23 protein-coding genes are annotated in these 26356 nt (G+C 69.6%); 13 read left to right on the top strand and 10 right to left on the bottom strand.

Going from position 1 to position 26356, the window contains the following annotated elements; all coding sequences use genetic code 11:
- Complete coding sequence (locus ABIC63_RS18325) at positions 1–879, top strand: EAL domain-containing protein (protein WP_354320846.1); 879 nt, start codon at positions 1–3, stop codon at positions 877–879.
- A gap of 6 nt (positions 880–885) precedes the next feature.
- Here the strand turns inward: ABIC63_RS18325 and ABIC63_RS18320 are convergent, their stop codons facing one another.
- Entirely contained in the window at positions 886–2418 is a 1533-nt protein-coding gene (locus ABIC63_RS18320; protein WP_354320845.1) for an MFS transporter, read from the bottom strand.
- 95 nt (positions 2419–2513) lie between these two features.
- Here ABIC63_RS18320 and ABIC63_RS18315 point away from each other — a divergent pair, with 95 nt between their 5' ends.
- A complete protein-coding gene (locus ABIC63_RS18315; protein ID WP_354320844.1) occupies positions 2514–3449 on the top strand; it encodes a LysR family transcriptional regulator in 936 nt (311 codons plus the stop codon).
- Here the strand turns inward: ABIC63_RS18315 and ABIC63_RS18310 are convergent.
- The 6 genes from ABIC63_RS18310 to ABIC63_RS18285 form a co-directional block, all read right to left on the bottom strand.
- Positions 3436–4410, bottom strand: a complete 975-nt coding sequence (locus tag ABIC63_RS18310) for a Bug family tripartite tricarboxylate transporter substrate binding protein (protein WP_294374519.1) — start codon at positions 4408–4410, stop codon at positions 3436–3438. The genes ABIC63_RS18315 and ABIC63_RS18310 overlap by 14 nt on opposite strands.
- Positions 4411–4513: 103 nt before the next feature.
- The gene (gene ilvD, locus ABIC63_RS18305; protein WP_354320843.1) at positions 4514–6226 is read right to left on the bottom strand and encodes a dihydroxy-acid dehydratase; all 1713 of its coding nucleotides are present in this window, start codon (positions 6224–6226) and stop codon (positions 4514–4516) included.
- Positions 6223–6702, bottom strand: a complete 480-nt coding sequence (locus tag ABIC63_RS18300) for an aconitase X swivel domain-containing protein (protein ID WP_354320842.1) — start codon at positions 6700–6702, stop codon at positions 6223–6225. Before ABIC63_RS18300 ends, ilvD begins: the two co-directional genes overlap by 4 nt.
- A 130-nt stretch (positions 6703–6832) precedes the next feature.
- On the bottom strand, positions 6833–8125 hold the full coding sequence (locus ABIC63_RS18295; protein ID WP_354320841.1) for an aconitase X: 1293 nt from the start codon (positions 8123–8125) through the stop codon (positions 6833–6835).
- A gap of 59 nt (positions 8126–8184) precedes the next feature.
- Positions 8185–9030, bottom strand: a complete 846-nt coding sequence (locus ABIC63_RS18290; RefSeq protein ID WP_354320840.1) for an IclR family transcriptional regulator — start codon at positions 9028–9030, stop codon at positions 8185–8187.
- Between the two features lie 68 nt (positions 9031–9098).
- Positions 9099–10553, bottom strand: a complete 1455-nt coding sequence (locus tag ABIC63_RS18285) for an FAD-dependent oxidoreductase (protein WP_354320839.1) — start codon at positions 10551–10553, stop codon at positions 9099–9101.
- 142 nt (positions 10554–10695) lie between these two features.
- On the opposite strand from ABIC63_RS18285, the gene ABIC63_RS18280 reads away from it, so the two are divergent.
- Together ABIC63_RS18280 and ABIC63_RS18275 are read left to right on the top strand one after the other, a co-directional pair.
- Positions 10696–11727, top strand: a complete 1032-nt coding sequence (locus ABIC63_RS18280) for a Bug family tripartite tricarboxylate transporter substrate binding protein (RefSeq protein ID WP_354320838.1) — start codon at positions 10696–10698, stop codon at positions 11725–11727.
- A gap of 53 nt (positions 11728–11780) precedes the next feature.
- Positions 11781–12788 carry a Bug family tripartite tricarboxylate transporter substrate binding protein gene (locus ABIC63_RS18275; RefSeq protein WP_502935888.1) on the top strand — a complete coding sequence of 336 codons (1008 nt, stop codon included), beginning with the start codon at positions 11781–11783 and terminating at the stop codon, positions 12786–12788.
- Positions 12789–12806: 18 nt separating this feature from the next.
- Here ABIC63_RS18275 and ABIC63_RS18270 read toward each other — a convergent pair whose 3' ends face one another.
- Positions 12807–13838 carry a LacI family DNA-binding transcriptional regulator gene (locus tag ABIC63_RS18270; protein ID WP_354320836.1) on the bottom strand — a complete coding sequence of 344 codons (1032 nt, stop codon included), beginning with the start codon at positions 13836–13838 and terminating at the stop codon, positions 12807–12809.
- A 123-nt stretch (positions 13839–13961) separates the two neighbouring features.
- Between ABIC63_RS18270 and ABIC63_RS18265 the strand changes: the two genes are divergently transcribed.
- The 9 genes from ABIC63_RS18265 to ABIC63_RS18225 all read left to right on the top strand — a co-directional run bounded on the left by ABIC63_RS18265 (position 13962) and on the right by ABIC63_RS18225 (position 22576).
- On the top strand, positions 13962–14828 hold the full coding sequence (locus ABIC63_RS18265; protein ID WP_354320835.1) for a dioxygenase family protein: 867 nt from the start codon (positions 13962–13964) through the stop codon (positions 14826–14828).
- Positions 14829–14876: 48 nt separating this feature from the next.
- Positions 14877–15641, top strand: coding sequence for an SDR family NAD(P)-dependent oxidoreductase (locus tag ABIC63_RS18260; protein ID WP_294374551.1), 765 nt, complete (start codon positions 14877–14879; stop codon positions 15639–15641).
- 79 nt (positions 15642–15720) lie between these two features.
- Positions 15721–16611 carry a beta-keto acid cleavage family enzyme gene (locus ABIC63_RS18255; protein ID WP_354320834.1) on the top strand — a complete coding sequence of 297 codons (891 nt, stop codon included), beginning with the start codon at positions 15721–15723 and terminating at the stop codon, positions 16609–16611.
- Entirely contained in the window at positions 16608–17615 is a 1008-nt protein-coding gene (locus ABIC63_RS18250) for a quinone oxidoreductase family protein (RefSeq protein ID WP_354320833.1), read from the top strand. Before ABIC63_RS18255 ends, ABIC63_RS18250 begins: the two co-directional genes overlap by 4 nt.
- A 24-nt stretch (positions 17616–17639) precedes the next feature.
- A complete protein-coding gene (locus ABIC63_RS18245; protein WP_294374556.1) occupies positions 17640–18005 on the top strand; it encodes a cupin domain-containing protein in 366 nt (121 codons plus the stop codon).
- Positions 18006–18062: 57 nt separating this feature from the next.
- Positions 18063–19052: a tripartite tricarboxylate transporter substrate binding protein gene (locus ABIC63_RS18240; RefSeq protein WP_354320832.1), complete on the top strand. Its 990-nt coding sequence runs from the start codon at positions 18063–18065 to the stop codon at positions 19050–19052.
- Positions 19053–19070: 18 nt separating this feature from the next.
- Positions 19071–21122: an amidohydrolase gene (locus ABIC63_RS18235; protein WP_354320831.1), complete on the top strand. Its 2052-nt coding sequence runs from the start codon at positions 19071–19073 to the stop codon at positions 21120–21122.
- Positions 21123–21136: 14 nt separating this feature from the next.
- Entirely contained in the window at positions 21137–22117 is a 981-nt protein-coding gene (gene denD / locus ABIC63_RS18230; RefSeq protein WP_354320830.1) for a D-erythronate dehydrogenase, read from the top strand.
- 33 nt (positions 22118–22150) lie between these two features.
- Entirely contained in the window at positions 22151–22576 is a 426-nt protein-coding gene (locus tag ABIC63_RS18225; RefSeq protein WP_354320829.1) for a PPC domain-containing DNA-binding protein, read from the top strand.
- A 485-nt stretch (positions 22577–23061) separates the two neighbouring features.
- Here ABIC63_RS18225 and ABIC63_RS18220 read toward each other — a convergent pair whose 3' ends face one another.
- Positions 23062–24090 carry a hypothetical protein gene (locus tag ABIC63_RS18220; protein ID WP_354320828.1) on the bottom strand — a complete coding sequence of 343 codons (1029 nt, stop codon included), beginning with the start codon at positions 24088–24090 and terminating at the stop codon, positions 23062–23064.
- A 574-nt stretch (positions 24091–24664) separates the two neighbouring features.
- On the bottom strand, positions 24665–25972 hold the full coding sequence (locus ABIC63_RS18215; protein WP_354320827.1) for a hypothetical protein: 1308 nt from the start codon (positions 25970–25972) through the stop codon (positions 24665–24667).
- Between the last annotated feature and the right edge of the window lie 384 nt (positions 25973–26356).

Raw genomic sequence — 26356 nt, 5'->3', positions numbered from 1 at the left:
ATGCCCGACGCCTTCCGCCATGGTCTGCAGTCCGGTCGCCGCCGGCAGGTCCGGCCCGTGGCCGGATGGCAGGCGGATCTGGCCCACGCGCTGCAGCGCGAGGAGCTGGAGGTGCACTACCAGCCCAAGCTGCATGCCTGCGACGGCCGGCTCAGCGGCGTGGAGGCCCTGGTGCGCTGGCATCACCCCCGCGTGGGTTGGGTGCCGCCGGAGGACCTGATCGCCTTCTGCGAGCGCCACCGGCTGATCGTGCAGCTGGGCCGCTGGGTGGTGCGCGCCGTGTGCCGCCAGTTGGCGGACTGGCAGCGGACGGAAGGGCTGCGGATCGCCGCCTCCATCAACCTGTCGCCGCTGCAACTGGACAGTCCTTCGCTGGCCGACTACTTCGACGAGCAGATGCGCGAGCATGGACTGCAGCCCGACCAGCTGAGCTTCGAGATCACCGAAAGCTGGTCGCTGGCCGCCAGCGGCGCGGCCGACGACTTCTTCCGTGTGCTGCGCCAGCGCGGCTTCGGCCTGTCGATCGACGACTTCGGCTCGGGCTACTCCTCGCTCAGCCGGCTGTGGCGCGTGCCGGCGAACGAGCTGAAGATCGACGCCTACTTCGTGCAGAACGTGGCGGCCGACCCGGCCGTGCAGATCGTGGTCAAGGCCGCGGTCGACCTGGCCCATGCGCTGGGGATGCGGCTGGTGGCCGAGGGCGTGGAGACCGAGGCCCAGTGCGAGGCGCTGGTGCGCCTGGGCTGCGACGAGCTGCAGGGCTACGTGTTCAGCCCCGCGCTGCCCCCGGCCCAGCTTTCGCTGTGGGTGCGGGGGCGCATGCGGGCGGCGGACGCGCCGGCGCCGCACGGGGCCGCGCCTTCGGCGCTCATCGGCTGAATGCCATCAGGTCGCGGGGCGGGCGGCGGGCCTGCCCGCGCCGTCGGCTGCGGGCGTCAGCCGCACGGGCAGCCAGCGGGTGCACAGTCCGGCGCCCAGCACGGCCAGCCCGGCGATCAGGAAGACGGACCGCAGCCCGTGCCCATGGGCGCCGGTCAGCGCCTGCGCCACGGCCGGCGATGCGAGCCCGGCGGGCGCGGCCGCTGCCACGGCCGTGACCGTGGCCATTTCCGCCTCCACCCGGTGCACCAGCAGCGCCGCCAGCAGCGCCACGCCGCCCGCGCCGCCCAGGCTGCGCAGCATCACGGGCACGGCCGTCGCAATGCCGAGGTGCTGCACGGGCGAGGTCCGCTGCGACACCACCGTCACCACCGGAAAGACCAGCCCCAGGCCGATGCCCAGCGGCAGCAGGCCGAGCGACAGCGCCAGCGGCTGCGTCGGCCACCACTGTAGGGCACCCGCCAGCAGCACGAAGCCCAGCACCATCGACGCGCAGGCCGCGCGGGCCACGGTGACCGGCGAGCGGCGGGCACGCAGAAGGCGTCCGCTGCCGATGGCGGCGAAGGTGACGCCGCCCATCAGCGGCAGCAGGTGCCAGGCCGATCCGGTGGGCGACAGGTGCAGGCGGTCCTGCAGGTAAGGCGGCAGCAGGGCCACCGCGGCGTACAGCGCCACCCCCGAGGCCATGGCCATCAGGCTCGCGGCCCGGTAGGCCGCAGGCGCAAAGAGCGACAGCGGCAGGAGCGGATGCGCGGCCCGTTGCTGCCGCCACAGGAAGAGCGCGGCCAACGCCAGCCCGCCTGCCAGCAACGGGCCCAGCCCCAGCGCGGGCGGCAGGCCCAGCCGCCCGCGCTGCGTGGCCAGCAACAGCAGCACCAGCGCACCGGCCAGCAGCGCACCGCCCGGCCAGTCGATGCGGGCGTCGGCCGCGTCATGCCGGCGCCCGGCCGGCAGCGTCATGGCCAGCAGGCCTGCGGCCAGCAAGGCCAGCGGCACGTTGAGCCAGAAGGCCCAGTGCCAGGTCAGGTGTTCCACCAGCGTGCCGCCCAGCAGCGGGCCGAACAGCGTCGCGATGCCGTAGGCCGCCCCGAGCAGCGACTGGAAGCGGGGCCGCTGCTCCAGCGGAAAGAGGCTGGCCACGCTGAGCATGGCCAGCGTCATCAGGCCCCCACCGCCCGCGCCCTGGACGGCGCGCGCCAGCACGAGCTGGGGCACGCTGCGGCTGGCGCCGCACGCCAGCGAACCGAGCAGGAACAGCCCCAGCGCCCACAGCAGCACGCGCCGGGTGCCCAGCAGGTCCGCCAGGCGCCCGTAGAGCGTGATGACCACCGTGGCGGCCAGCAGGTACGAGGAGAAGGCCCAGGCGAGCGGCCATCGCCCGGGCAGCTCGCGTGCCATCACCGGCAGCGCGGTGGACAGGATGGTCTGGTCCAGCGCCGCCATGGCCAGGGTGAGCATGAGCATCGCGAAGGCGATGCGCTGCTGGCGGGCGGGCGGGAAGTCGGACGAGGGCGACGGCACGGCAACGGGCGGCGGCATGGCGGGAGAAGCTCCGGGGATGGGCGATGCGCCGCAGTGTCCGGATGCCCGGCAATTCCGTACAGTGCAATGTCCGAAATCGATGATTTCGCCCGATGAAACAGTACGACCTCAACCTGCTGGCCGCCCTGGACGCCCTGCTGGCCACGGGCAGCGTCACGGCCGCAGCGACCCGCATGCACCTGAGCACGCCCGCCATGAGCCACACCCTGGCGCGCATCCGCGAGGTGTTCGAGGACCCGATCCTCGTTCGAGCCGGCCGCCGGCTGGTCCCCACCCCGCGCGCCCTGGCGCTGGCGGAGCCGGTGCGCCAGCTGCTGGCCCAGGCCCAGGCGCTGCGCGCCACGGCAGGACAGGACTGGCAGGCCCAGCCGCGCCGCTTCGTCGTGCGCGCGCCCGAGGGCTGGGCCGTGGCCTATGGCGTCGCGATCGCCCAGGCGCTGGCCGAACGCATGCCGCACGCCAGCCTGCAGTGGCTGCCCGAAGCACCCCACGACCCTGGCGCCCTGCGCGAAGGCCGCATCGACCTGGAGATCGGCGCCGTGCGCCGGGCCGACACCCGCGCCCAGGCCGTGCTTCTGGCCGCGCAGCCGCTGGTGGGTGCGGCACGCGCCGGTCATCCGCTGCTCAAGGGCCGCATGACGCTGGCGCGCTACGCCGGCGCCCGCCACGTCGACACCTCGCCCCGCGCGGGCGAGCCCTCCTCCGTGGATCGCGCATTGGCCGAGGCGGGGTTGGCGCGCGACGTGGCCCTGCTGGTGCCCAGCACCTTCACGGCCCTGATCGCCGCCTCGCGCTCCGACCTGGTGGCCACCGCCTCCACCCGCACCGCCCGCAAGATGGCCGAGCCGCTCGGCCTCGCCTTGTTCAAGCTGCCGGTGGTGGTACAGACCGAGCCCACGCGCATGGCCTGGCATCCGCGCCACGAGGGTGACGAGGCGCACCAGTGGCTGCGTACCTGCGTGACGCGCGTGTTCCACGACGGGCGCAGCACGGTGCCGCCATCCGCGACGCCGGCTACTCGAACTTGATGCCGCTGGACCGCAGCGTCTCGCCGAAGGCGTCGTACTGCACCCGGAAGAAGCGGGCGAACTGCTCCGGCGACATGCCGTGCCCATCGAAGGCCTGTTCCGCCAGTTGGGCCCGCACGCCCGGCTGGGCCAGCGTGCGCTGGAGCGCCTCGGACAGGCGCTGCGTGAGCGCGGGCGGCAACCCCGGCGGGCCGAAGAAGCCGGCCCAGGGCGTGATGGTGAGCTTGCCCAGGCCCAGTTCGGTGGCGGTGGGCACCTGGGGCAGCAGCTCGCTGCGCTTGGGCAGCAGGGTGACCAGCGCGCGGATGCGGCCGTCCTTGACGAAGCCGGGCGCCAGCGTGCCGGTGGTGAACATCATCTGCACCTGGCCGCCCAGCAGGTCGGTCATGGCCTGCGAGTCGCCCTTGTAGCGGGCGTTGACCACCGGCCGCTTGCCCAGCAGCTGCAGCATGGCCAGCTCCGAGGCGCTGTTGCTGGAGGCCGAGTTGTAGGGCGCGCCCTTGCCGCTGTCGATCCAGGCCAGCAGCTCGTCCACGCTGCGCACCGGCAGGCTCGCGGGCACCACCAGGAACATCGAGAACTGGCCCGCCGAACTGATGGGCGTGAAGGCCTTGAAGGGGTCGTAGGGCGGCTTGGGCCGCACGGTGGGCGCGGCCACCATCGCGGTGTTGGTGCCCATGAGCAGCGTGTAGCCGTCCGGCGCCGCGGCCGAGACGGCCTGCGCCGCGATCACGCCGTCGGCGCCGGGGCGGTTGTCCACCACCACCTGCTGGCCCAGTTCGCGGCCCAGGCCCTCGGCGATCACGCGGGTGAGCGAATCGGCCCCGCCGCCCGGCGAGAAGCCGACCAACAGCCGCAGCGGGCGGTTGGGATAGCCGTCGGTGGCGGCATGGGTGGTGGCCATGCCCAGGGCGAGCGTGGCCAGCGCGCTGCCTGCGCCCAGCAAGGTTCTGCGTCGCATCGTCGATTCCTTTCGTCGTCAGGAAGGCGCGCACAGGCGCCCCGGCTGCCTTCGACCGGCAGCCTGAAACAGGGATACAGAGAAGAAGAAAGGGCGCCGGGCCTCAGCCGCCGGGTTCGACGGGCGCCTCGCTGCGCACCATCACCGCGCCCTTCGGCAGCGGGCCCACCATGCGGCGGTACTGTTGCAGCCAGCCGCGGTCGTGCTGCAGCGGCGGTGCCTGCCAAGTGTCGCGCCGCTGCTGGAGTTCGGCGTCGCTCAAGTCCACGGCCAGCAGCCGCTCGTCCAGGTCGATGGTGACGAGGTCGCCGTCGCGCACCAGGCCCAGGGGCCCGCCGAGCGCGGCCTCGGGCGCCACCTCGGCCACGACCAGGCCCTTGCACACCAGGCCCGAAAGATGCCCGTCGGTCAGCAGCGCCACCTGGTCGCCCAGGCCCGCGCCGTCGATGGCGAAGACCACGCGCGAGGCGCCCCCGCCCATGGCCGGGCCGCCGCGCACGCCAGCGCCCCGCATCACCACGACCTGGCCCGGCTGGATCCGCCCATCGCGCAGCGCGGCAATGGCCTCGTCACTGCTCCAGAAGCAAAGCGCGGGGCCGGTGAAGCGCCGCACCTTGCGCTCGCCGATGCCCGCCTTGATGAGGCCCGACTCCGGCGCCAGGTTGCCGCGCAGCAGCACGATGGCGGGATGGGCGCTGACCGGCCGGTCGATGGGGCGGATCACCTTGGCGTCGGCCACCTCGGCATGGCGCAGGTTGTCGGCCACCGTGGCGCCGGTGACGGTGGGTGCGCCCAGGTCCAGCAGCGGCGCCAGCTGCTTCATCAGCGCCCGGCATCCGCCGGCGGCCTCGAAGGCTTCGATGGTCTGGTCGCCCACTGGCCGCACGCCGGCCAGCACCGGCGTCTTCGGTCCCAGCTGGTCGAACAGGCCATAGACGTCCACGCCGCAGTCGCCCTCGGTGGCCACCGCCTGCAGATGCTTGGCGCAGTTGAGCGAGCCACCGACCGCCAGCACGGCGCGCACCGCGTTGGCGAAGGCGCCGGGCACCAGGATGTCGCGGGGCTTGAGGTCGTCCCACACCATGTGGACGATGCGGGTGCCGGCGGCGCGCACGTCCGCCATCATCTTGTCGCCCAGCGCCGCCACCGGGGCGCTGCCGGGCAGGGCCATGCCCAGCGCCTCGCAGACGATGTGCATGGAGTTGGCCGTGCCCATGCCCGAGCACACGCCAGGCCCGCGGATGGCCTCGCGGCTCATGCCCACCAGGTCGTCGACGGGCAGGTTGCCGGTCACGGCATGCATGGCGCCGATGAACACGTCCTCGATGTCGACATGCTTGCCCTGCCACTCGCCGCTGGGCTGGTAGCCGCAGGGCACCATCAGCGTCGGGATGTTGAGCCGCGCCGCCGCCATCAATTGGCCGGGCACCGTCTTGTCGCAGGAGGTGAGGCACACCATGCCGTCGAGCTGCGCGCCTTCGACGGCCACCTCGATGTCGTTGGTCACCAGGTCGCGCGCCGCCAGCATGTAGGCGCCGCGGGCGCCAGCGCCGGTGATGAAGTCGCTGGGCGCGGCGGTCCGGATCTCGAAGGGCACGCCGCCGGCCGCGCGGATCGCGTCCTTCAGCACCTGGGCCACGCGGTCCAGGTGGCTGAAGCAGGCGGCCAGCTCGGAGGAGCTGTTGACCACGGCGATCTTGGGCTTCTCGCAGTCGGCCTCGGGAATGCCCAGGGCGCGCCAGTGCGCATTGCGCACCGACCAGAGGTAGGAGCCGCGCGGGAAGTTGCTGCGCAGCGGGCGTCGTCGTTCGGTCATGCCGGTTTGTCTCCATCGTGGGCGGCGCGGGGCCGCTTGAACACTTCCACCGTGCCGCGGTCGGCATCGACGCGGACGCGGTCGCCGGTCTCGATGCAGGCCAGCGGATCGCGGTCGAAGTCGGTGAGCGCGGGGGCGTGGGTAACCACCGCGCCGAGGGCCATCTTGGTGGTCATCTCGTTGAACAGGAAGGCGGCTGGTGCCGCCTTGAGCAGCCGCGCCGTGTGGAACATGGCCGACCAGCCCGAGGAGCCCTTGGCGCCCGGGAACACCAGCACCTTGCCCGCGAAGCTCTGGCCGCGCAGCGCATGGCCGATCTCGATGACGGTACCGGTGCGCGGATCGATGCCGCCCCAGCCGGAGATGCGCTCGTGCGTGACCAGCGCCTCGGCCTCGACCACGCCACCGACCACCTTGCGGCCGTGCAGCACCAAGTCGGGCGCCGGGTTCGGTGCCGTGTCGTGACGGTCGCTCATGATCGAGTGGCCGCGGAGCAGGCCAAGCCAGGGCACCCCAGGAACTGGCTTTGCCAGGCCTGCGGGTGCGCCCCCCTCCAAGCCGAAGGCGCGAGAGAGGGGGGAGCCGCGAAGCGGCATGGGGGGTGTTTCACTTCAGACCTCCTTGCCAGCGACCGGTGCAGGCGGCCTCGATGCATTCGGCCGTGCTGCCGAACCACGCCTGCACGCCCAGGATGGCCGGCAGGTAGTGCGCCTGCTTGGCCGAGTCCAGCGCCACAGCGCGGGTGCCCGGCGGCACGGCTCGGCTCATGGCCGAGCAGCTGTCGGTCATCAGCACGCCTCCCGCCGCTTCGATGATGCGGGTGTGGCCGCTGCGGTCGGCCAGCGCCTTGATGGCGCGCGGCGTGAAGATCCACAGCTGCACATCGGGATGCAGGCGCCGGCCTTCCAGCAGCTGCGCCGCTTCCCAGATCTGCTCGATGGTGTAGTGCGGGCAGCCCAGCATCACGTACTGGATCTCGGCCTCGCGCGCGGTGGTGTTGAGCCGCTCGTAGGCGGCGCGGCGCTCGGCCGGGCCGTAGCGCAGGACCTCGATGGGCTTCTTGCCGCCCAGGGCGTGGTCCAGCGTCGGCGCCTCTGGCGTGATGCCCACCAGGTGGAACAGCTCCACGCCGCCGGAGGAGGCGGCCGCCGCGCCGAAGTGCTTGAGCCGCGGCAGGTTGGGCGCACGGCCGAAGCCCTCGCGCCGGTGCACCACGGGCACGCCGCTTTGCACCTGCTCGCCGATGAAGTAGCCGAGCAGGCCCCAGTCCTGCACCGATTCGACCTCCACGTCCAGCTCGACGAGGTGGGTGGCATGGCGGTTCTCGTCGCGGTGGTAGCCCCAGTCGGGGATGCGCGCGGTGAGCATGGCCGCGCCGCAGCTCTCGCGGCCCTCGGTGTTGGTGCGTGCCCCCAGCACCGAGTTGCAGTACACGACCGCCGACGACTCCATCCAGGCGCAGTGCTCGCCGCGGGTGGGCACGTTGCCCACCTGGTAGGGCGTGCAGGTGTTCATGATCTGCGCGCCCAGGCCGGCAGCATGGCGCTCGCTGCGTTCGTAGAACTGCAGGGTCTGGGTGTCGATGCCCATGCGCTCGGGCTGGCCGGGGTCGAAGCCCAGCTGCAGGTGGCTGGTGAAGACCTTGAACTTCGGGATCGGCACCACCTCCTGACTGTCCAGGCTGAATTCGGAGAACACCGCGTCCATGCCGCCGCGGGTCTGCGCGAAATCGCGCTGGAAGGGCGTGGTGGAGGTGATGGTGGCGCAGACGTTGCGCGTCTCCACCAGGCGCTCGGCGCCCAGCGCCTCGCCGTAGCGCACCAGCAGGTCCATGGCCTTCTGCACGGCCGGGCCGTCGCGGCCGTCGTACATGGCCTTCTCTTCGTCGCTCAGGTGCATGGGGCGGGTCCTTGTCTCTGTCTTTTTTCTGGATGGGGTCGTGGGGTGCGCGGCGCGCCTCAGGGCGGCGGTGCGGCCGTGGCTTCCAGCGGCAGGCGCCCGCCGATCTCCCCGGCGATCTGCCGGGCCAGCTCGCGCAGGCGCGGGCCGACCTCCTCGCGCAGCCGCTCCTCGGTGAAGACGAAGGCGGCGCCGCCCGCGTTGAGGGCCATCACCTCCTCGCCGGGGCCGATGAGCGGCACCGAGACGGAATTGATCTCGCGGTGGAACTCGCCCAGCGACAGCGTCCAGCCGGTGCGCGAAGCCTGCGAGAGGGCGCGCTGCAGCGGCTGGGCGATGGCGTCCCACTCCGGTCCGCGCAGCAGCCGCATGGAGTCGATGAGCTGCTCGCGCGCGGCGGGCGTCAGTGCCGCCAGGTAGGCCCGACCCAACGCCGAGTTCGGCAGCGGCGCACGCGAGCCCACGTCCAGCCGCGGCGAGAGCATGGACGAGCGCGGCCGGCAGGCCTCGATCAGCACCATCTCCATGCCGTCGCGCACGGCCAGGTAGACCGAGGCGCCGCCCTCCTCCGCCAGCGCCTGCATGTGCGGCCGGGCCACGGCACGCACATCCAGGCTGCCGAGGAACACGCGCGCCAGCGACACCACGCCCGGCCCGAGCATGAAGCGGTCCGCCACCAGCGCCGGCTTGAGCATGCCGTTGGCCAGCAGCGTGGCCACCAGCCGGTTGACCGTGGGCCGCGGGATGCCGGTCATGCGCGCCATCTCGGCGTGGCCCAGCACGGGCCGGTCTTCGCTGAAGCAGCGCAGCAGCGAGAGGCCGCGCTCCAGCGCGCTGACGGTGTCGCCGCGCTCGGCGCGCAGGTCGGAGGAATCGGGCACGGCGGCCTTGTCGGAGGGCGTCATGGGCAGGGATGCGGATGCGGCTGAGGAGGACCGACCACTGTAGATCGTCATGCGCGCCACGCCTGTGTTCAGGCCGTGGTGGCCGTCTCGCCGGCCGGGGCCGCCGCACGGCCGGGCGCCCTGGGCCGCAGGTACACACCCTGCGCGATCAGCGCCGACTGCAGGGCGCCGATGTCCACGTCGCGCGGCGCGACGCCGCCGCGCGAGGCCAGCGCCGCCGCCACGCCCGCAGCCTGGCCGGTGATCCAGCACTGCGGGATCTCGCGCATGAAGCCGTGCGAGTTGCGGTCGCAGGAGATGTGGCGCCCGCAGGCCAGCAGCCCGTCCAGCGACTGCGGCACCAGCGCGCCGTAGGGAATGGAGATGTTGGGGAACTTGGGCGAGACCGCGGGCGACACACCGATCTCGTCCGCCAGCGGCACGCCGTCCGGCCACTGGCTGCGCAGCACGGCGCCCGTGCCCACCAGCCGGCGCGCATGGCGCACGCCGATCTGCGGTGCGCTCAACATCAGGAAGGCGTTCTCGAAGCCGGGTGCATGGGCGCGGAAGAAGTCGAGGTGCGCGGCCATGGCGCGGTGCGATCGCACCTCCACGGCGGTCAGGTCGTCCACGTCCAGCGCCGAGTAGCCGGTCTGCCGCGGGCCCATGAAGAGCGCGATGTCGTCGCGCCAGGAGACGAAGGGCCGCTCGAACAGGCCGATGGCCTCGCGCCCCTGTGCCATGAACTGCGAGAAGGCCTCGGGCTGACCGGCCTTGAAGTCGATCCAGCGCTTCATGTCCACGCCGCCGAAAAGCCAGGAGGTGTTCATGCAGTGGTGCACGTCGGCCTCTTCGATGTCGTTGACGAAGGCGGCACCGGCGCGGGCAAAGAGGTCGCCGTCGCCGGTGGCGTCCACCACCACGTCGGCCATGATGGCCATGCGGCCTTCCTTGCTCTCGAAGACCACGCCGCGCACCTGGCCGTCCTGCACGATGGGCACGGCCGCCCAGGAGTGGTAGATGAGCTTGACCTGCCGTTCGAGCACGATCTCCTGGCTCAGCAGCTTGAGCCGCTCCGGGTCCACCGTTGGCGACCAGGTCACCACGCCGTGGTAGGCCGCCGTGCGCTGCGACCAGTGGGCCGCCTTGGCCGGGTCCTGCGAGCCCCAGTCCTCGCGGGCCGGGCCGGCCACGGCATCGGCCGGCAGGCGGTCGAACAGCTCTTCCGCAAAGCCGCGGATCACCGGCTGGCCTTCCCAGTCGGTCATGCGGTCGATCCAGATCACCAGCCCGCCGGTCGACAGGCCGCCCAGGTGGTTGTAGCGCTCCAGCAGGGCCACGTCGGCCCCCGCGCGCGCCGCCGCCGCTGCAGCGGCCGTGCCCGACGGTCCGCCGCCCACGACCAGCACGCCGCAGCGGTGGTAGATGGGCACCCGGCGGCCGGGCTCGTCCCAGAAGCCATGGTCGGGCCGAACCACGCGGGCATCGCGGTCGAAGATGTCGGAAGTGAGGATGCGCTCGTCGGAGCGGACGATGGTTTTCATGGCGGCGTCGGTCAAAGTGAGTTCATTTTTTGGACATGAAGTCCATAAAGTCAATCGAATGACGCCGAATTTAGGGTTAACACGGTCATGAATTGCTGCTTACCGGAAAGATAGTCTGTGCAAAACGGAACTTGGAGACTTCATGCGACCTGGCCCCTTCCTTCCTCGTGCCGTGCGCCGGCGCACGCTGGCCCGCCTGCTGGCGCTCGCGGCCGCCGCGCCCGCCCTGGCCTGCCTGGCACCCGCCGCACTGGCCGCCGGCGCCGCCTTCCCGGTCGACGGCAAGCCCATCCGCATCGTGGTTGGCTTCACTGCCGGCGGTGGCACCGACGCGCAGGCGCGCATCGTGGCCAAGCACCTGGGCGAGGTGCTCGGCACGGCGGTGTTGGTGGACAACCGCCCCGGCGCCAGCACCATGCTGGCCGCCAGCGAGGTGGCGCGCGCTCTGCCCGACGGGCACACGCTGCTGTATGCGCCCTCCTCCACCATGGCGCAGAACCCCCACACCTTCGCCAAGGTGCCCTACGACCCGTTCAAGGACTTCACGCCCATCTCGCTGGGCGGGCGCGGTCCGCTGGTGCTGTCGATCAGCAGCGGCGTGCCGGCGGCCAACGTGGCCGAGCTGGTCGCCTATGTGAAGGCGCGGCCGGGCCAGACGAGCTACGCCTCCTTCGGCGCGGGTACCTCCTCGCACATCTACGGCGAGGCCTTCGTGCGCAAGGCGGGCATCGATTCCGTCCATGTGCCCTACAAGGGTGGATCCGATGCCGCCAAGGACCTGATGGCGGGACGCGTGCCCTTCATGTTCGACTCGGCCTCGTCGGCCGTCATCGCGGCCAGCAGCGGCAAGGTGCGCATCCTGGCCGTGGCGGCCGAGCAGCGCATCCCGGCCCTGCCGGATGTGCCTACGCTGTCGGAGCAGGGCTTCACCGGGCTGGACCTGCCGAGCTGGCTGGGCTTCTACGGCCCGGCGGGCATGGCGGCGCCCACCGTGCAGCGGCTCAACGCGGCGCTGGCGCAGGTGCTGGCGCTGCCCGAGGTGCGCAAGTTCTACCGCGACGGCGGGTACGAGGCCGGCGCCAACAGCCCCGATGCCTTTGCGCAGCTGACCCGTCGCACCTACGAGCAGTGGGGCGCGATGGTGCGCCAGGTCGGCCTGCAGGCGGCCCAGTGAGCCCGCGCATGCCCCTGTACGCCCGACGCGATCTCCGAGGACCTTCCGTGAGCATGATCCCCACCCTTCCCTTGTCCCGCCGCCGCGCCCTGACGGGCCTCGCCACCGCGCTGGTGCTCCCGCCCTGGACGGTGGTGCGGGCTGCACCGGCGGCCTTTCCCCAGCCCGGGCGCACCCTGCGCATCGTGCTGGGCCTGGCCGCGGGCGGCGCATCGGACGCGCAGGCCCGCTTCGTCGCCAACCGGCTGCCCGATGTGCTCGGCATCCCGGTGATCGTGGAGAACCGTCCGGGCGCCAGCTTCATCCTCGCGACCGAGGAGGTGATCCGCGCCGCGCCCGACGGCTACACACTGATGTATGCGCCCTCGTCCGTGGTGGCGCAGAACCCGCAGACGCTGGCGCAGGTGCGCTACGACCCCTTCAAGGACCTGACGCCCATCTCGCTGGGCGCCCGCGGCCCGCTGGTGCTCACGGCTCACAGCAGCCTGCCGGTGCATTCCGTGCAGGAGCTGGTGGCCTATGTGCGCGCCCATCCGGGCACGGTGAGCTATGCTTCCTTCGGCGCCGGCACCTCGTCGCACATCTATGGCGAGGCCTTCTGCCGCCAGGCCGGGCTGGACGCGGTGCACGTGCCCTACAAGGGCGGCGCCGACGCGGCGCGCGATGTGCTGGCGGGCCGGGTGCAGTTCTACTTCGACGCCGCGCCCAATGCGATCCAGAACAGCGCCAGCGGCAAGGTGCGCATGCTGGCGGTGGCTGCGCCCAAGCGCAGCCCGCTGCTGCCCGATGTGCCCACCATGGGCGAGCAGGGCATCACCGGTGTCGACATGCCGAGCTGGCTGGGCTTCTACGGCCCGGCCGGCATGCCGCCCGCGGTGGTCGACACCTTGAGCGCCGCGCTCGCCAAGGTGCTGTCGCAGCCGGAGACGCGCGCCTTCTTCCGCCAGGGCGCCTACGAGGCCGAGGCCTCCAGCCCGCGCGAACTGGCGGCGCTCACGCGCTCCACCTACGACGCCTGGGGCGGGATCATCCGGCAGCTGGGGCTGGCGGTGCAGCGCTAACTCAGCAGAAGAAGCCGCTCAGGCCGCCGCAGGCGCTGCGGTCGACGCACGCACGACCAGCTCCGGCCGCAGCACTACCGTCGAAGCCAGCAGCGCCTGGCCCTCGATGGCCTGGAACAGCATCTCCGCCGCCTGCCAGCCCAGCTCGCGGTGCGGCAGGCGGATGGTGGTGAGCGGCGGATCGACCATGTCCACCAGCGGCATGTCGTTGTGGCCGGTGATGGAGATGTCCTGCGGGATGCGCAGGCCCGCCGCCCGCAGCACGTCGTAGGCACCCAGCGCCACCAGGTCGTTGCAGCAGACGACCGCCTGGGGCCGCTTGCCGCCGCTCTCCAGCAGCACGCGCATCGCCTGCTGGCCCGCCTCGCGGCTGTAGCTGTCGCATTCGACGATGCGCGGCGCGGGCAGGCGGTGGTCGCGCAGCGCCTGCTCCACGCCCTGGCGGCGACCCACGCCCGTGGGCACGGTCTGCGGGCCGGCCAGGTGTGCGATGCGGCGGTGGCCCAGGGCCACCAGGTGGTCAACGGCCAGCTTCATGGCCAGGCGGTCATCGCTCACCGCGGCGGGCAGCCGTCCGCTCTCGTCGGCGCGATTGATCATCACCGCATGCATGCCGCTGTCGCGCACGAAGTCGATCAGCGGGTCTTCGCGCAGCGCGATGGCCATGACCAGGCCGTCGATCTGCTGCGCCTTCATGCGCGCCAGGATGGGCTGCGCCAGCTGCGGGTCGCCAACGTTGGCCACGAAGACGAAGTAGCCGCGCGCCGCCGCCGCGGCCTCGATGCCCTGCAGGATGGGCGGGAACACCGGGTTGGTGATGTCCGGCAGCAGCACGCCGATGGTGTGGGTGCGCCCGGTGCGCAGCGCCGAGGCCGCGCGGTTGGGCTGGTAGCCCAGGCGGCGGGCAGTCTCTTCGACCAGTTCGAGCACCTCCTTGCTGATGCGCTTGCGCCGCGCCGGATCGAGGGCGCGCGAGACGGTCGACACATGCACGCCGCTGGCGGTGGCGACATCGCGGATGGTGACCTTGGGCGGCTTGGTGGCTTTCATGTGTGCAAACGTTTGCCTGGCAGCGGGCTCGCTGTCAAGAGGGTCAATGCTGCGATTGTGCCCTTTGCTTTGCGCTGGATCGGAACCAATAATGTGCAAACGTTTGCACACGGAGCCCCGGTCATGAACATCGTGACGACCCCCGACTCGGTCCTGCCCATCGCCCTGGATGCGATGGCCCGTACCCCCAACCCCCGGCTGCGCGAGGTGATCGCCGCGCTCACCCGCCACCTGCATGCCTTCGTGCAGGAGGTGAAGCTCAGCGAAGAAGAGTTCGAGCAGGCGCTGGACTTCATCGTCGCCATCGGCCAGGCCACCGGCGAGAAGAAGAACGAGGTGGTGCTGGCGGCCGACATCCTCGGCATCTCGACCCTGGTGGCGCTGCAGAACAACCAGGATCCGCAGGGCGAGTCGCCCTCCGCCCTGCTCGGCCCCTTCTGGCGCGCCAATGCGCCGGATTGCGCCTGTGGTGATTCCATCGCCCGCTCGGGCACGCCGGGCGTGCCGCTGTTCGTCTCGGGCGTGGTGCGCGATGGCCAGGGCCGGCCGCTGGCCGATGCCATGGTGGACGTGTGGCAGGCCTCGCCCGTGGGCCTGTACGAGAACCAGGACCCGACGCAGGAGAACATGAACCTTCGCGGGCGCTTTCGCACCGATGCCGAGGGCCGCTACCACTTCCGCAGCGTGCGCCCCGCCGGCTACCCCGTGCCGGTGGACGGGCCCTGCGGCGTTCTGCTGAAGGCCCAGCGTCGCCACCCCAACCGGCCGGCCCACCTGCACTTCATGGTCAGCAAGCCGGGCTTCAAGGTGCTGGTCAGCCAGGTCTATGCCGACGACGACGAGAACCTCGAAAGCGACCCGACCTTCGGCGTCACGCGCCGGCTGATCGGCCGCTATGCGCTGCAGCCCGATGGCAAGAGCGCCACGCTGGCCTACGACTTCCAGCTGGAGCCGGGCGAGACCAAGTTCCCGCGTCCGCCGATTCCCTGATCCCTCTTCCTCTCCCTCATTCAACCCTTCCTTCATGACTGCAAGACCATGAGCTTCACCCCTGTTTCACGCCTGGACGGCAAGGTGGCCGTCATCACCGGCGGGCTGGGCGCCATCGGCTATGCCAGCGCGCAGCGCCTGGCCGCCCTGGGCGCCACCTGCGTGCTGCTGCACCGCAAGGCCGAGGACGCCGACGCCCGCGCCGCCGCCCTGCCCTCGGCCGAAGGCCAGCGTCACGGCGCGCTGCGCGCCGACATCGTCGATAGCGCCAGCCTGCAGGCCGCCGCCGCGCAGGTGAAGGCCGATCACGGCCGCTGCGACATCCTGGTCAACAGCGCCGGCCACACCCGGCCGGTGGCTGCGGCCGACCTCGACGGCCTGACCGACGAACTGATCGACGAGCTGCTGCAGGCCAACTTCCGCGGCGTGTTCGCCACCATCCGCGCCTTCGCACCGCTGCTCAAGTCAAGCGGCGACGGGCTGATCGTGAACGTGTCCTCCATCGCCGGCTTCACCGGCGTGGGCAGCAACCTGGCCTATGTGGCCGCCAAGGCCGGCCTGGACGTGGTGGGCGATGCGCTGGCCAAGGCGCTGGCACCGGCCGTGCGCGTGGTGTCGGTCTCACCCGGCGCGGTGGAGTCGGGCTTCGTGCCCGGCCGCGGCGAGGACTTCAAGGCCAAGATGGCCACCACCACGCCGCTGGGCCGCATCGGCCTGCCCGACGACGTGGCCGCCACCGTCGAGGCGCTGGCCACCACGCTGCGCTTCGTGACCGGCACGCGCATCGTCGTCGACGGAGGACGTCACCTATGAGCGCCGCATGGCCGCCCAAAGGCGCGAAGGCCCCCTCGGGGGGCAGCGCAGTACACGAAGTGACCAGCGTGGGGGTCCAATGAACAAGACGCTCATTACCTGCGCGGTCACCGGCAATTTGGTCAAGCCGGAGCAGACCCCGCACCTGCCCATCACCCCCACGCAGATCGCCGACGAATGCCTGGCCGCGGCCGAGGCGGGCGCGGGCCAGGTGCACATCCATGTGCGCGACCCCGGCACCGGCAAGCCGTCGATGGAGGTGGCGCTCTACCGCGAGGTGGTCGAGCGCATCCGCCGCCACGACCGCGAACTCGTCATCAACCTCACGACCGGCCCGGGCGGGCGCTTCGTGCCCAGCGAGGACGACCCCAAGGTCTACGCCCCCGGCACCTCGCTGCTGCCGCCCGAGCGACGCGTCGAGCACATCGCGCTGATCAAGCCCGACGTCTGCTCGCTGGACCTCAACACCATGAACAGCGGGCCCGACGTGGTGATCAACACGCCGAAGAACGTGCGCCGCATGGCCCGCGTGATCCGCGAGGCGGGCGTGAAGCCCGAGCTGGAGATCTTCGACTCCGGCGACATCCACCTGGCACTGGACCTGATCGCCGACGGCACGCTCGACGGCCCCGGCATGTGGACCTTCGTGCTGGGCGTGAAGTACGGCTTCGCGCCCACGCCCGAGACGCTGCTCTACGCCCGCAACATGCTGCCGCGCGGCGCCTTCTGGAGCGCCTTCGGCATCGGCCGCATGGAGTTCCCGATCGTGGCCCAGGCCTGGCTCATGGGCGGCCATGTGCGCGTGGGCATGGAAGACAACATCTACCTGTCGCACGGTGTGCTGGCAGAAAGCAATGCCCAGTTGGTGGCCAAGGCGCGCGACATCATCCGCAGCCTGGGCGGCCAGGTGGCCAGCGCCGCTGAGGCGCGCCAGATGCTCGGCCTGCCGGCCGCAGGAGCCGCACGATGAACGCCGTCTCGAACCCCAAAGTCAACAGCGCCGCGCGCGCCCTGCGCGTGGAGCAGAAGGCCGCCGATCTGGCGTCGCTGCAGCTCGCCATCGTCGACCAGCCGGCGCCCACGCCCGCCGCCGGCATGGCGGTGGTGCAGGTCGGTGCCGCCGCCGTCAACCCCAGCGACGTGAAGGCCACGCTGGGCCTGATGCCGAAGGCCGTGTGGCCGCGCACGCCGGGCCGCGACTTTGCCGGCACCGTGATCGACGGGCCCAGCGCCTGGATCGGCCGCGAGGTCTACGGCTCCGGCGGCGACGTGGGCATCACCCGCGACGGCTCGCATGCGCGCTACCTGCTGCTGCCCGAGGCGGCGCTGCGCGAGCGCCCGCGCAACATCTCGATGGACGAGGCCGGCGCCGTGGGCGTGCCCTTCGTGACGGCCTACGAGGGCTTCCGCCGCAGCGGCATGCCCCAGGCGGGCCAGGTGGTGCTGGTGCTGGGCGCCAACGGCAAGGTGGGCCAGGCGGCGGCGCAGCTCGCGGCGCAGGCCGGGGCCAAGGTGATCGCGGTGCAGCGCCGGCCCGGGCCCTTCGAGGGCTTTGCCTGTGCGCCGGTCGACGTCATCGACGCCAGCCAGGAGGACGTCGCCGCCCGCGTGCTCGAACTCACCGGCGGGCGCGGGGCCGACGTGGTCTACAACACCGTGGGCAGCGCCTACTTCGAGGCCGCCAACAAGTCCATGGCCAAGGGGGCGACGCAGATCTTCATCGCCACCCACGACCGGGCCGTGCCCTTCGACATCTTTGCCTTCTACCGGGGCATGCACACCTACGTGGGCATCGACTCGCTGGCCATGGACTGCGTGGCCTCGACCGCGCAGCTGGACGCGATGCGCGAGGGCTTCGAGCGCGGCACCCTCAAGCCCTTTCCGGTGGCGCGCAGCTTCGGGCTGGGCGAGGCGCTGCAGGCCTACCGCCAGGTGCTCTCGGGCAGCACCGACCGTGTGGTGCTGCGGCCCTGAGCGCGAGATACGGAGACAACCGCGATGCACGTCACCCGCTTCGACCAGGCGCCTGCCTATGAGGCACCTCGCCATTTCGACATGCGCTGCCTGCGCCTGCAGGGCAAGGAGGCCGGGCCATCCGAGCAGATGTGGATGGGCATGAGCCAGATCCTGCCCGGTGGCCACACCGGCCTGGACGGCTCGCCCATGGAAAAGCTCTACCTCGTGCTCGAAGGCCGGCTCACCGTCATCGGCGAGCTCGATGGCCAGACCGAAGAGCAGGAGCTCGGCCCCTACGACTCCTGCCGCTTCGCGCCGGGCGAGAAGCGGCAGCTGGTCAACCGCAGCAACCGGCCGGTGCTGGTGGCGCTCGTGATGCCGCACGAGCCGCCAGGGCCGAAGACTTAGCGCAGCCCCAACGGCTGATCGCCCATCCCCCACAGAAGACAAAGACGGAGACAAGACATGACCTTCCCCTCGACCCGCGGCCTCGGCCGCCGCCTCTTCATCGCTGGCGCCCTGGCCGCCACGGCCTTCGCCAGCGCGCATGCCCAGGGCGACTGGCCGCGCGGCCAGACCATCCGGCTGATCGTGCCCTTCACGGCCGGCAGCGGCACCGACATCGTGGCCCGGCTGGTGGCCGAGCGCCTGGGCCCCGCGCTGGGCACCTCGGTGGTGGTGGAGAACAAGCCCGGCGCCGGCGGCACGCTGGGCGCCGTGCAGGTGGCGCGTGCGCCGGCCGACGGCTACACGCTGCTGGTGCATTCGGCCGGGCACCTGGTCAACCCGTCGATCTATCCCAACCTGAGCTACGACACGCTCAAGGACTTCGCCGGCATTACGCCCATGGCCAGCCTGCCCAACGTGCTGGTCACCTCGCCCGGCAAGTTCGCCGACGTGAAGGACCTGGTCGCGCAGGTCAAGGCCAAGCCGGGCGGCTTCAACTACGCCTCGGCCGGCAACGGCTCGGCCACGCACATGAATGCCGAGGTCTTCCGCCTGGCGGCGGGCATCCAGGCGCAGCATGTGCCCTTCCGCGGCACGCCCGAGGCCATGACCGAGGTGATGGGCGGGCGCGTGGACTGGTTCTTCGCGCCCATGGTGTCGGCCCTGCCGCTGATCAAGGACGGCAAGCTCAAGGCGTTGGCCGTGGGCACGGGCAAGCGCTCGTCGGTACAGCCCGACCTGCCCACCACGGTGGAAGCCGGCGTGCCCGGCTCCGAGTACCTGTTCTGGGTCGGCCTGTTCGCGCCGGCCAAGACGCCGCGGCCGGTGATCGACCGCCTGCAGACCGAGGTCGCGAAGATCATGGCCGCGCCCGACCTCAAGGACCGCCTCGACAGGCTGGGCGCCGAGCCGTTCACCATGCCCTCGGCCCAGTTCGACACCTTCCTGGCGGACGAGACGGCCAAGAGCGCGCGCATCGTCAAGGCCTCCGGCATCAAGGTCGACTGAGCCCGGAGCCGCCTCGCCATGAAGCGCTTCAGCCTGGGCGGCCCTGCCGCCGCCACGACGAATCCGGAGACGCCCCGCTACCGCCACTGGTGCGACCCCGCCTGTGCCCACGAGGCCGAACCCGAGCCGCCGCGCCGGCAGTTCCTGCGCAGCTCGCTGGGCCTGGTCACGGCCGGTGGCATCGCGGGCCTGGGCCTGGGCGGTGCGCTGGCCGGCTGTGCCAGCACCGCGCCCGCCGGCCCGGCCGACCTGGTGCTGCTCAACGCCCGCATCGCCACGGTAGACCCCCAACGCCCGCGCGCCCAGGCGCTGGCCATCGTGGGCGAGCAGTTCGCCGCCGTGGGCAGCGATGCCGACATGCAGCGCTGGATCGGCCCGCGCACCCGCGTCATCGATGCGCAGGGCCGCACCGTGGTGCCGGGCCTCATCGACTCGCATGCGCACTTCATCCGCGGCGGGCTCACCTACACGCAGGAGCTGCGCTGGGACGGCGTGCCCTCGCTGGCCGATGCGCTGGTCATGCTGCGCGACCAGGCGCGGCGCACGCAGCCGCCGCACTGGGTGCAGGTGGTGGGCGGCTTCTCGCCCTACCAGTTCCGCGAGAAGCGGCTGCCCACGCTGCAGGAGATCAACGCCGCCACCGGCGACGTGCCCTGCTTCGTCATGAACCTCTACGACCGCGCCTTCCTGAACCGCGCGGCGCTGCGGGTGCTGGGCTTCGACCGCAACACGCCCAATCCCATCGGCAGCGTGCTGGAGAAGGACGCCGCCGGCAATCCGACCGGCCTGGTGGTCAACACCACCAGCCTGGGCGGGCTGGTGGCGCTGTTCGCGCGCGTGCCCAAGCTGTCGGACGACGACCAGGCGCTCTCGACCCAGCTCTACATGCGCGAGATGAACCGCCTGGGCCTGACCAGCGTGGTCGACGCCGGCGGCGGTGGCCAGAACTACCCCGAGCACTACAGCGGCATCGCCAAGTTGGCGGCCGAGCGCAGGATGACGCTGCGCATCTCGTACAACCTGTTCGCGCAGCGCCCGGGCCAGGAACTGGCCGACTACCAGGCCTGGTCGCAGCGCGTCGCGCCCGGCCAGGGCGACGACTGGCTGCGCATGGTGGGCGCGGGCGAGTACATCCTGTGGGCCGCCACCGACCCCGCCAACTTCGGCAAGAGCGTGACGCCCGCGCCGGCCATCATGGAAAGCAAGCTCACCGAGGTGGCGACCTACCTGGTGGGCAAGGGCTGGCCCATCCGCATGCATGCCAGCTACGACAGCACCGCGACGCGCATCCTCGACGTGCTCGAGAAGGTCAACCGCGAGGTGCCGATGAAGAACGTGCGCTGGGCGCTGGACCACTGCGAGACGCTGTCGCCGCGCTCCATGGAGCGCGTGGCCGCCATGGGCGGACGCATCGCCATCCAGAACCGCATGTCGCTGGACGGCGAAGTCTTCGCGCAGACCTGGGGCCGCGAGGCCGCGGCGGACGCGCCCGCCATCGGCCGCATGCGGGCGATGGGCCTGCCCGTGGCCTGCGGCACCGATTCGAGCCGCGCCACCAGCTACAACCCGTGGGTTTCGCTGCACTGGCTGGTGACCGGCAAGACCATGGGCGACACGCGCCTGAATGCCGACCGCAACCTCGTCAGCCGCGACGAGGCGCTGCGCATGTGGACGCTGGAAGGCGCTGCCCTCACCGGCGACGAGGCGCGCAAGGGCAGCATCCAGCCGGGCAAGCTGGCCGACTTCGCGCTTCTGTCGGACGACTACTTTGCCGTGCCCGAGGACGACATCCGCGACATCACCGCGGTGCTGACCGTGGTGGGCGGCACGGTGGTGCATGGCAGCGGCACCTTCGCCGCGCAGGCACCGGCCGTGGTCAAGCCCATGCCCGACTGGCTGCCGGTGAACGTGTACGGCGGCTACCAGCAGCGGCGCAAGAGCGGCATGGCGCGGGCGCCCGGTGGGGCGGCGCTGCACGGCGCCGGCTGCTGCGCCGGGCCCGCGTCGGCGCCGATCATCGTGGGCGACCGGGGCAACTGGCGCATGAGCTGCGGCTGCGCGGTGATCTAACCGATAGTGGCGGGATGAACATCCTCATCACCGGCGGCGCCGGCTTCCTCGGCACCCTGCTGGCGCACCGCCTGCTGCAACGCGGCACCCTGTGCGGCCAGCCCATCGACACGCTCACCCTGGCCGACCTGCATCCGGTCGCCGATCCGGGCCTGCTGGCGGACCGGCGGGTCAAGCGCGATGCAGGTGATCTGCTGGAGCGGCTGGAAAGTCTGATGGCGGGCAACCATGACGCCGTCTTCCACCTGGCCTCGGCCGTGTCGGGCGAATGCGAGGCCGACTTCGCGCTGGGCCTGCGCAGCAACCTCGAAGCCACGCGGCGCCTGCTGGAGGCGCTGCGCGCCCAACAGGCGCGCACCGGCCAGGCGCCGCTGTTCTTCTTTGCCAGCTCGGTCGCCGTCTATGGTGGCGACGAGGCCGTGCCGCTGCCGCCCGTGGTGCGCGACGACACCCTGCCCACGCCGCAGTCCAGCTACGGCATCCAGAAGTTCATCTGCGAACAGCTGGTGGCCGACTACACCCGCAAGGGCTATATCGATGGGCGCGCCGCGCGGCTGATGACCGTGTCGGTGCGGCCGGGCCGGCCCAATGGGGCGGCCTCGGGCTTCCTGTCGGGCATCGTGCGCGAGCCGTTGGCCGGCATCGATGTCATCTGCCCGGTGGACCCCTCCACCGCCGTCGCCCTGGCCTCGCCCGACACCACCATTTCCGGCATCCTGCGCGTGGCCGAGGCCAGCCGCGCCGAGTTCGGCGGTCGTACCGCGTTGAACCTGCCCGCCCTCAGCGTGACCGTGGCGGAGATGCTGCAGGCGCTGGAGCGCAGCGCCGGCCAGGCGGTGGCCGCCCGAGTCACCGTCAAGCCCGACGCGGCCGTCGCTCGCATCGTGGGTGGCTGGCCCTCGCGCTTCGAGAGCGAGCGTGCACGACGGCTGGGGCTGCAGGCGGATGCGAGCTTCGACGCTGTCATCGCGCAGTTCCGGGCGCTGGCGCGCTGAGCGCCAACTGCCCATTCCGGGCACGATGGCGCCATGAGCGTCACTCCCCTGCGCCTGCCGCCCGGCGCCGACCTGCGGCGCACGCTGGAACAGCACGCCGTCGATCACGCCGACGGCCCGGCCCTCTTCGTCGTCGCCGGCATCGGCAGCCTGGACGGTGCCGTGCTGCGCTTGGCCGCTGCCGAGCAGGAAACCCGCTGGACCGGGCCCTTCGAAATCCTCAGCCTCTCGGGCTCGCTGTCACCTCAAGGCGCACATCTGCACATGAGCGTGGCCGACGCGCAGGGGCGCGTGTGGGGCGGGCATGTGGGGTATGGGAATGTGGTGTGGACGACGGTGGAGCTGGTCGTGGCGGAGATGGTGGGGTGGCGGTTGGGGCGGGAGGTGGATGCGGGGACCGGGTACTTGGAATTGACGATCAGCGCGGAGGGCGTCGTTCGACAAAGCTCAGGGCAATGACCGCTTCAGACTGATTGCGGAAGTTTCGACGCCTGAAAGCTATGTCTGAGCTAAAAGCTAATAGCAGTCATCTGCGATCGGATCAGCTCAGGCAAGTGTACGTACCGACGCTTAGACGTTATCCGCAGCGGCACAACACGCATTCTGGTCATCAAGTCAATTTACGACTTGATCAGATGTTCCCAAGGGGATGGTTTAGCGAGCCCACCATAGGATTCCGCACACGCTAATGAATCCTGCGGCGGCTGGCAAGATCACATGCAGCCGACAAATCAGGAGTGCTGCGAGCTTCCAACCCGGACCATGAGGGCGGAAGTGCTTCAGGTAATCTGGGAATTTTTGGTGCGGGCGTGTTGGGAGCGGCATCACAGCGTCAGGCATGAGTGAACATCACCTGATTGAACCAGCTTCGCCCAGGAGAAGGTGACGGCAGCAGACTTGCCGATACGGTAAGAGCCTAGCCGTAACGGCAGCGCCTAGCCGGACTACCGCTTTGAGTTCCCCGATCGCCTGCCCTTTTGCTCGACGCGCTTTGCGCGGATCGCGTCGTAAATAAGTCGGCTCGGATCCTCAGAGACTTGCGTGAACTTCGGCGGGAGGCGAGCGGCTAGGTCACGTGCGATAGATCGGTCCGAACCTGTCATCCGCTCCGCCTCCGCGAGCGCCCAGTCTTTGAGCGCTCGTGTGTGTCTGTGCCTTTCCAAGCCCCCCTTCCGCCCCCAATCTTCAGGGCCCTCCTCAGTAGCGTCGTCTTCACTGGAAGACTGAAGTGCCAAGAAGAGGGCTTGCCCGGCGGCCGCGGTGAGTTGAACCGCTTCTCTCGCGCTAACTCCCTGGACTAGAGCGTAGTCTTGCCAAGTGAATGCGGCGGCCGCGAGAACGATGGTTCGATCGACATCAACAGGTGACAACTCGGGATCTGCCTCCGAATCCCGGTAACGTGGGTCAATGCTAACGGGGCATTGCAGCGTGTCATATCGAAACCTTAGCCAATCTAAAAGCCATGTCGCGCTCCCACGATTTATGGTGCCAGCAGGCTCAGCTAATCCGCGAAAGTAGGCTTCGTCTGCGTAACCGATTCGATCACTCCCAATCACCGCCAGCCACTCCCTCACCCGCGACGCATACTCAACGTCAGTGGTCTCTGTTGCGGCCCAGAACACGTGATGGGCAACACAGAACATTCGAGACTTAACGATTTCAACGCGCGCGGCTCTCAAAGTCGCAGAGAATGCTTGAAGCGTCTCGCTGCCCGCCATTCCTTCTAGCGCAGTTTGCGCAAATGCAATCGACTCCCAGTGTTCTTCAAGACCTGCCGCCGGAAGCGCAAACAGCTTCGCTGGAGGCTCGGCAAGTTCTTCGAAGCTGCGAATCTCAAAGCAGTAGTTGTCACCCGTCGCGTATATCGGGAGGGACTCAATCACCGATCCCACGTTCGACCAGTAGTCAGAATGACTGCTTCCCCTGAGCAGATCCCTCAGGTGATTGGCAAGGTCTTCTACTTTGGAAAACATCGTTGAATCCGAGCTGCGTGGACGATGCCGTCTACTTCTGATCGGTAGATTCTGACCGAACTCAGAAGCGAATGGCTCTTTTCGCCCCAGACCTCACTTGGCGTCCTCCGCTGACCGACCGCAACGCTGGATTGTGTTGAAAAACTCGGTCGTAGCGTTCGCCGATGCCCCGCGGCAAGAATCGACCTCTCAGATCGTCCCAGGATCGATGAACGCAACCCTCGGAATGGTTTGACCACCCCCACGAACGGGCCAAAGGGAGCACTACCTGAGTTTTTCAACAGAATCGCTGCGTAGCCGCCCTTCAGGATTGCCCGATCCAGACTGGGGGCGGTCGGTCGGGTCGGGTCGCGCGAATGAAAGGTGCCACCGAGACCGGTCATTGACCGACAGGCGGGGCAAGCGAGCGCGATTGGCCCGGAAGCGGGCATCGGGCCACGTACGCCCCGACGATGCGGCGCTATCAACTCACGCTCCGGACGCTCATGCCGGCTTGACGCAGAGGTCGCGCACTCGTAGTCCGAACTGACGGCTCATCTCGTGAACCTCCATGGCTGTTGGTCAACAGTCTTGTCTAGGCCTGCTCCAAGGGGTTGGGGAGCGCCTCCAATACGTCGGCCACGTCCGCGTTCTTAATGAAGAAGTAAAACGTTGAGTCAACGACCTGGAGTACACGCTGCTGCGCGTCGTAGGCAAAAATTGGGGGCGAGATCGCCTTGACCGATTGGAGGTTGGCAATCCCCCCAAGCAGATTCGTCATATCAGACGCTCGCACGTCGTTGCCGCGGTGATGCTGCGCCTTAATTTTCTCGTGTATGGTCCCTCGCCTTGCTCCGTTAGCGATGCCGTCAAAGCCACCCTCAAGAATCACACGTACTAGGTAGTACGGCAAGAACAAAGGTGGCAAATCTCCCTTTTGACCCCCTCCCGAATTGTGACCAGCAGCAATGGCCTCCAAGGCGCGCGAGTGGCGAGCAGCATAGTCGTCCGTCTTGATCCGGATCGCATCCTTCAGGTAATCGAGATCACCGATAACCAAAGTGTTCGGCATCGTCTCCTTGACGCTGGCCTTCAGGCAAATGTTCTTGACCAGTTCTTGGAAGACACCGATGCTGGAGAACGATGCCTCGATCGTGGCATCAATCAAAGGGTCCGTCAGGGCAACTCTTAGGTCCGCACCACCCTTGGCGACCACCCGGCGGAAGTCTGCCTCGTTCCAAGGCTCGACCGGGACCTCGATAGTCCGATCTAGTAGATCCCCGTTAAATTGGGCCATTCGATTCTTTTCGCGCCACACCCCCAAGATGACAAACTTCACTCCCAGTTCTTGGTACGCGCGAAGATCGAAGGCGAACTGCTGCTGAACCTCGTCGGTCAGGTAGTGAAAGTTCTCAAGAATCACCCACTTGTCACAGTTCACGCGCTTGAGCAGGTCCGCGACGGTTTGTGGCAGTTCGAGATTGACGACTATCTCTTCGTATTTGAGCTCATTCCCCGACGCCGCCTTGAGCGAGCCGGTCGTCTCACCGCTGCCCTCTCCGAAGAAAGGGATCATGGCTCTGAACTTAGCACCTATCGAGACCGCAGACTCTGTGCTCGCCTTCTCGACAGTAGCACTGAGGATTTTTACTCCGGCTTTCGACAAGATGGTCTGATACACGTCCAGTAGGCTCGTCTTCGGCGTGAGACTTACCAGGATGTTGTCGTCGTACGGCAGATATTTCGACACCAGCGCCGTCTTGCCCTGCTTCGACGATCCGTACACGATGATCTGCTTGTGAGATGTCAACGCCTCGCGGAAGCTGTCGTCCACCTCCTTGCGCTCCACGTATGAAAGCACCGGCTTCGAGGTGACGCCGAAAACCTCTTCAAGTTTTGCCATAGCAACCCCGCATATTCGTCTGGCGGCAGTCTACTTCAGCGCATTGGACTTGCGGAATGCCCTCGAGCAAGGTAGCCTGTCCGCTTCCATTTCATAGTTTGAAGAACTCGCCTCGGCAAGCCGGCGGCGATGCGTGTGGGCACAGGTGGCGTCTAGAACCGCCTACAACGCGCGATCTCACAGCAGCCAAGAGGTGGGCACTCCTGAAAAGCGGTCCGAGCGGCGCTCAGCCGAGTTGTCAACAGAATTGACAGGGAGCAGACGCTGTAGCTGTCATGTAGAGGCGCTCGTTATTGCCGATGTACAAAAATCGCGTACATGGAATTTACTGCGTTCGGGGGATGAGGCCAGAGCAGGCAACGCTGGTTACGCAGTCGAAATGGA

Source organism: Pseudacidovorax sp. 1753 (assembly GCF_040544975.1).
Lineage (GTDB): Bacteria > Pseudomonadota > Gammaproteobacteria > Burkholderiales > Burkholderiaceae_C > Xenophilus.
The sequence above is the reverse complement of the archived record's forward strand: the minus strand, read 5'-3'. Positions and strand labels throughout refer to the sequence as shown.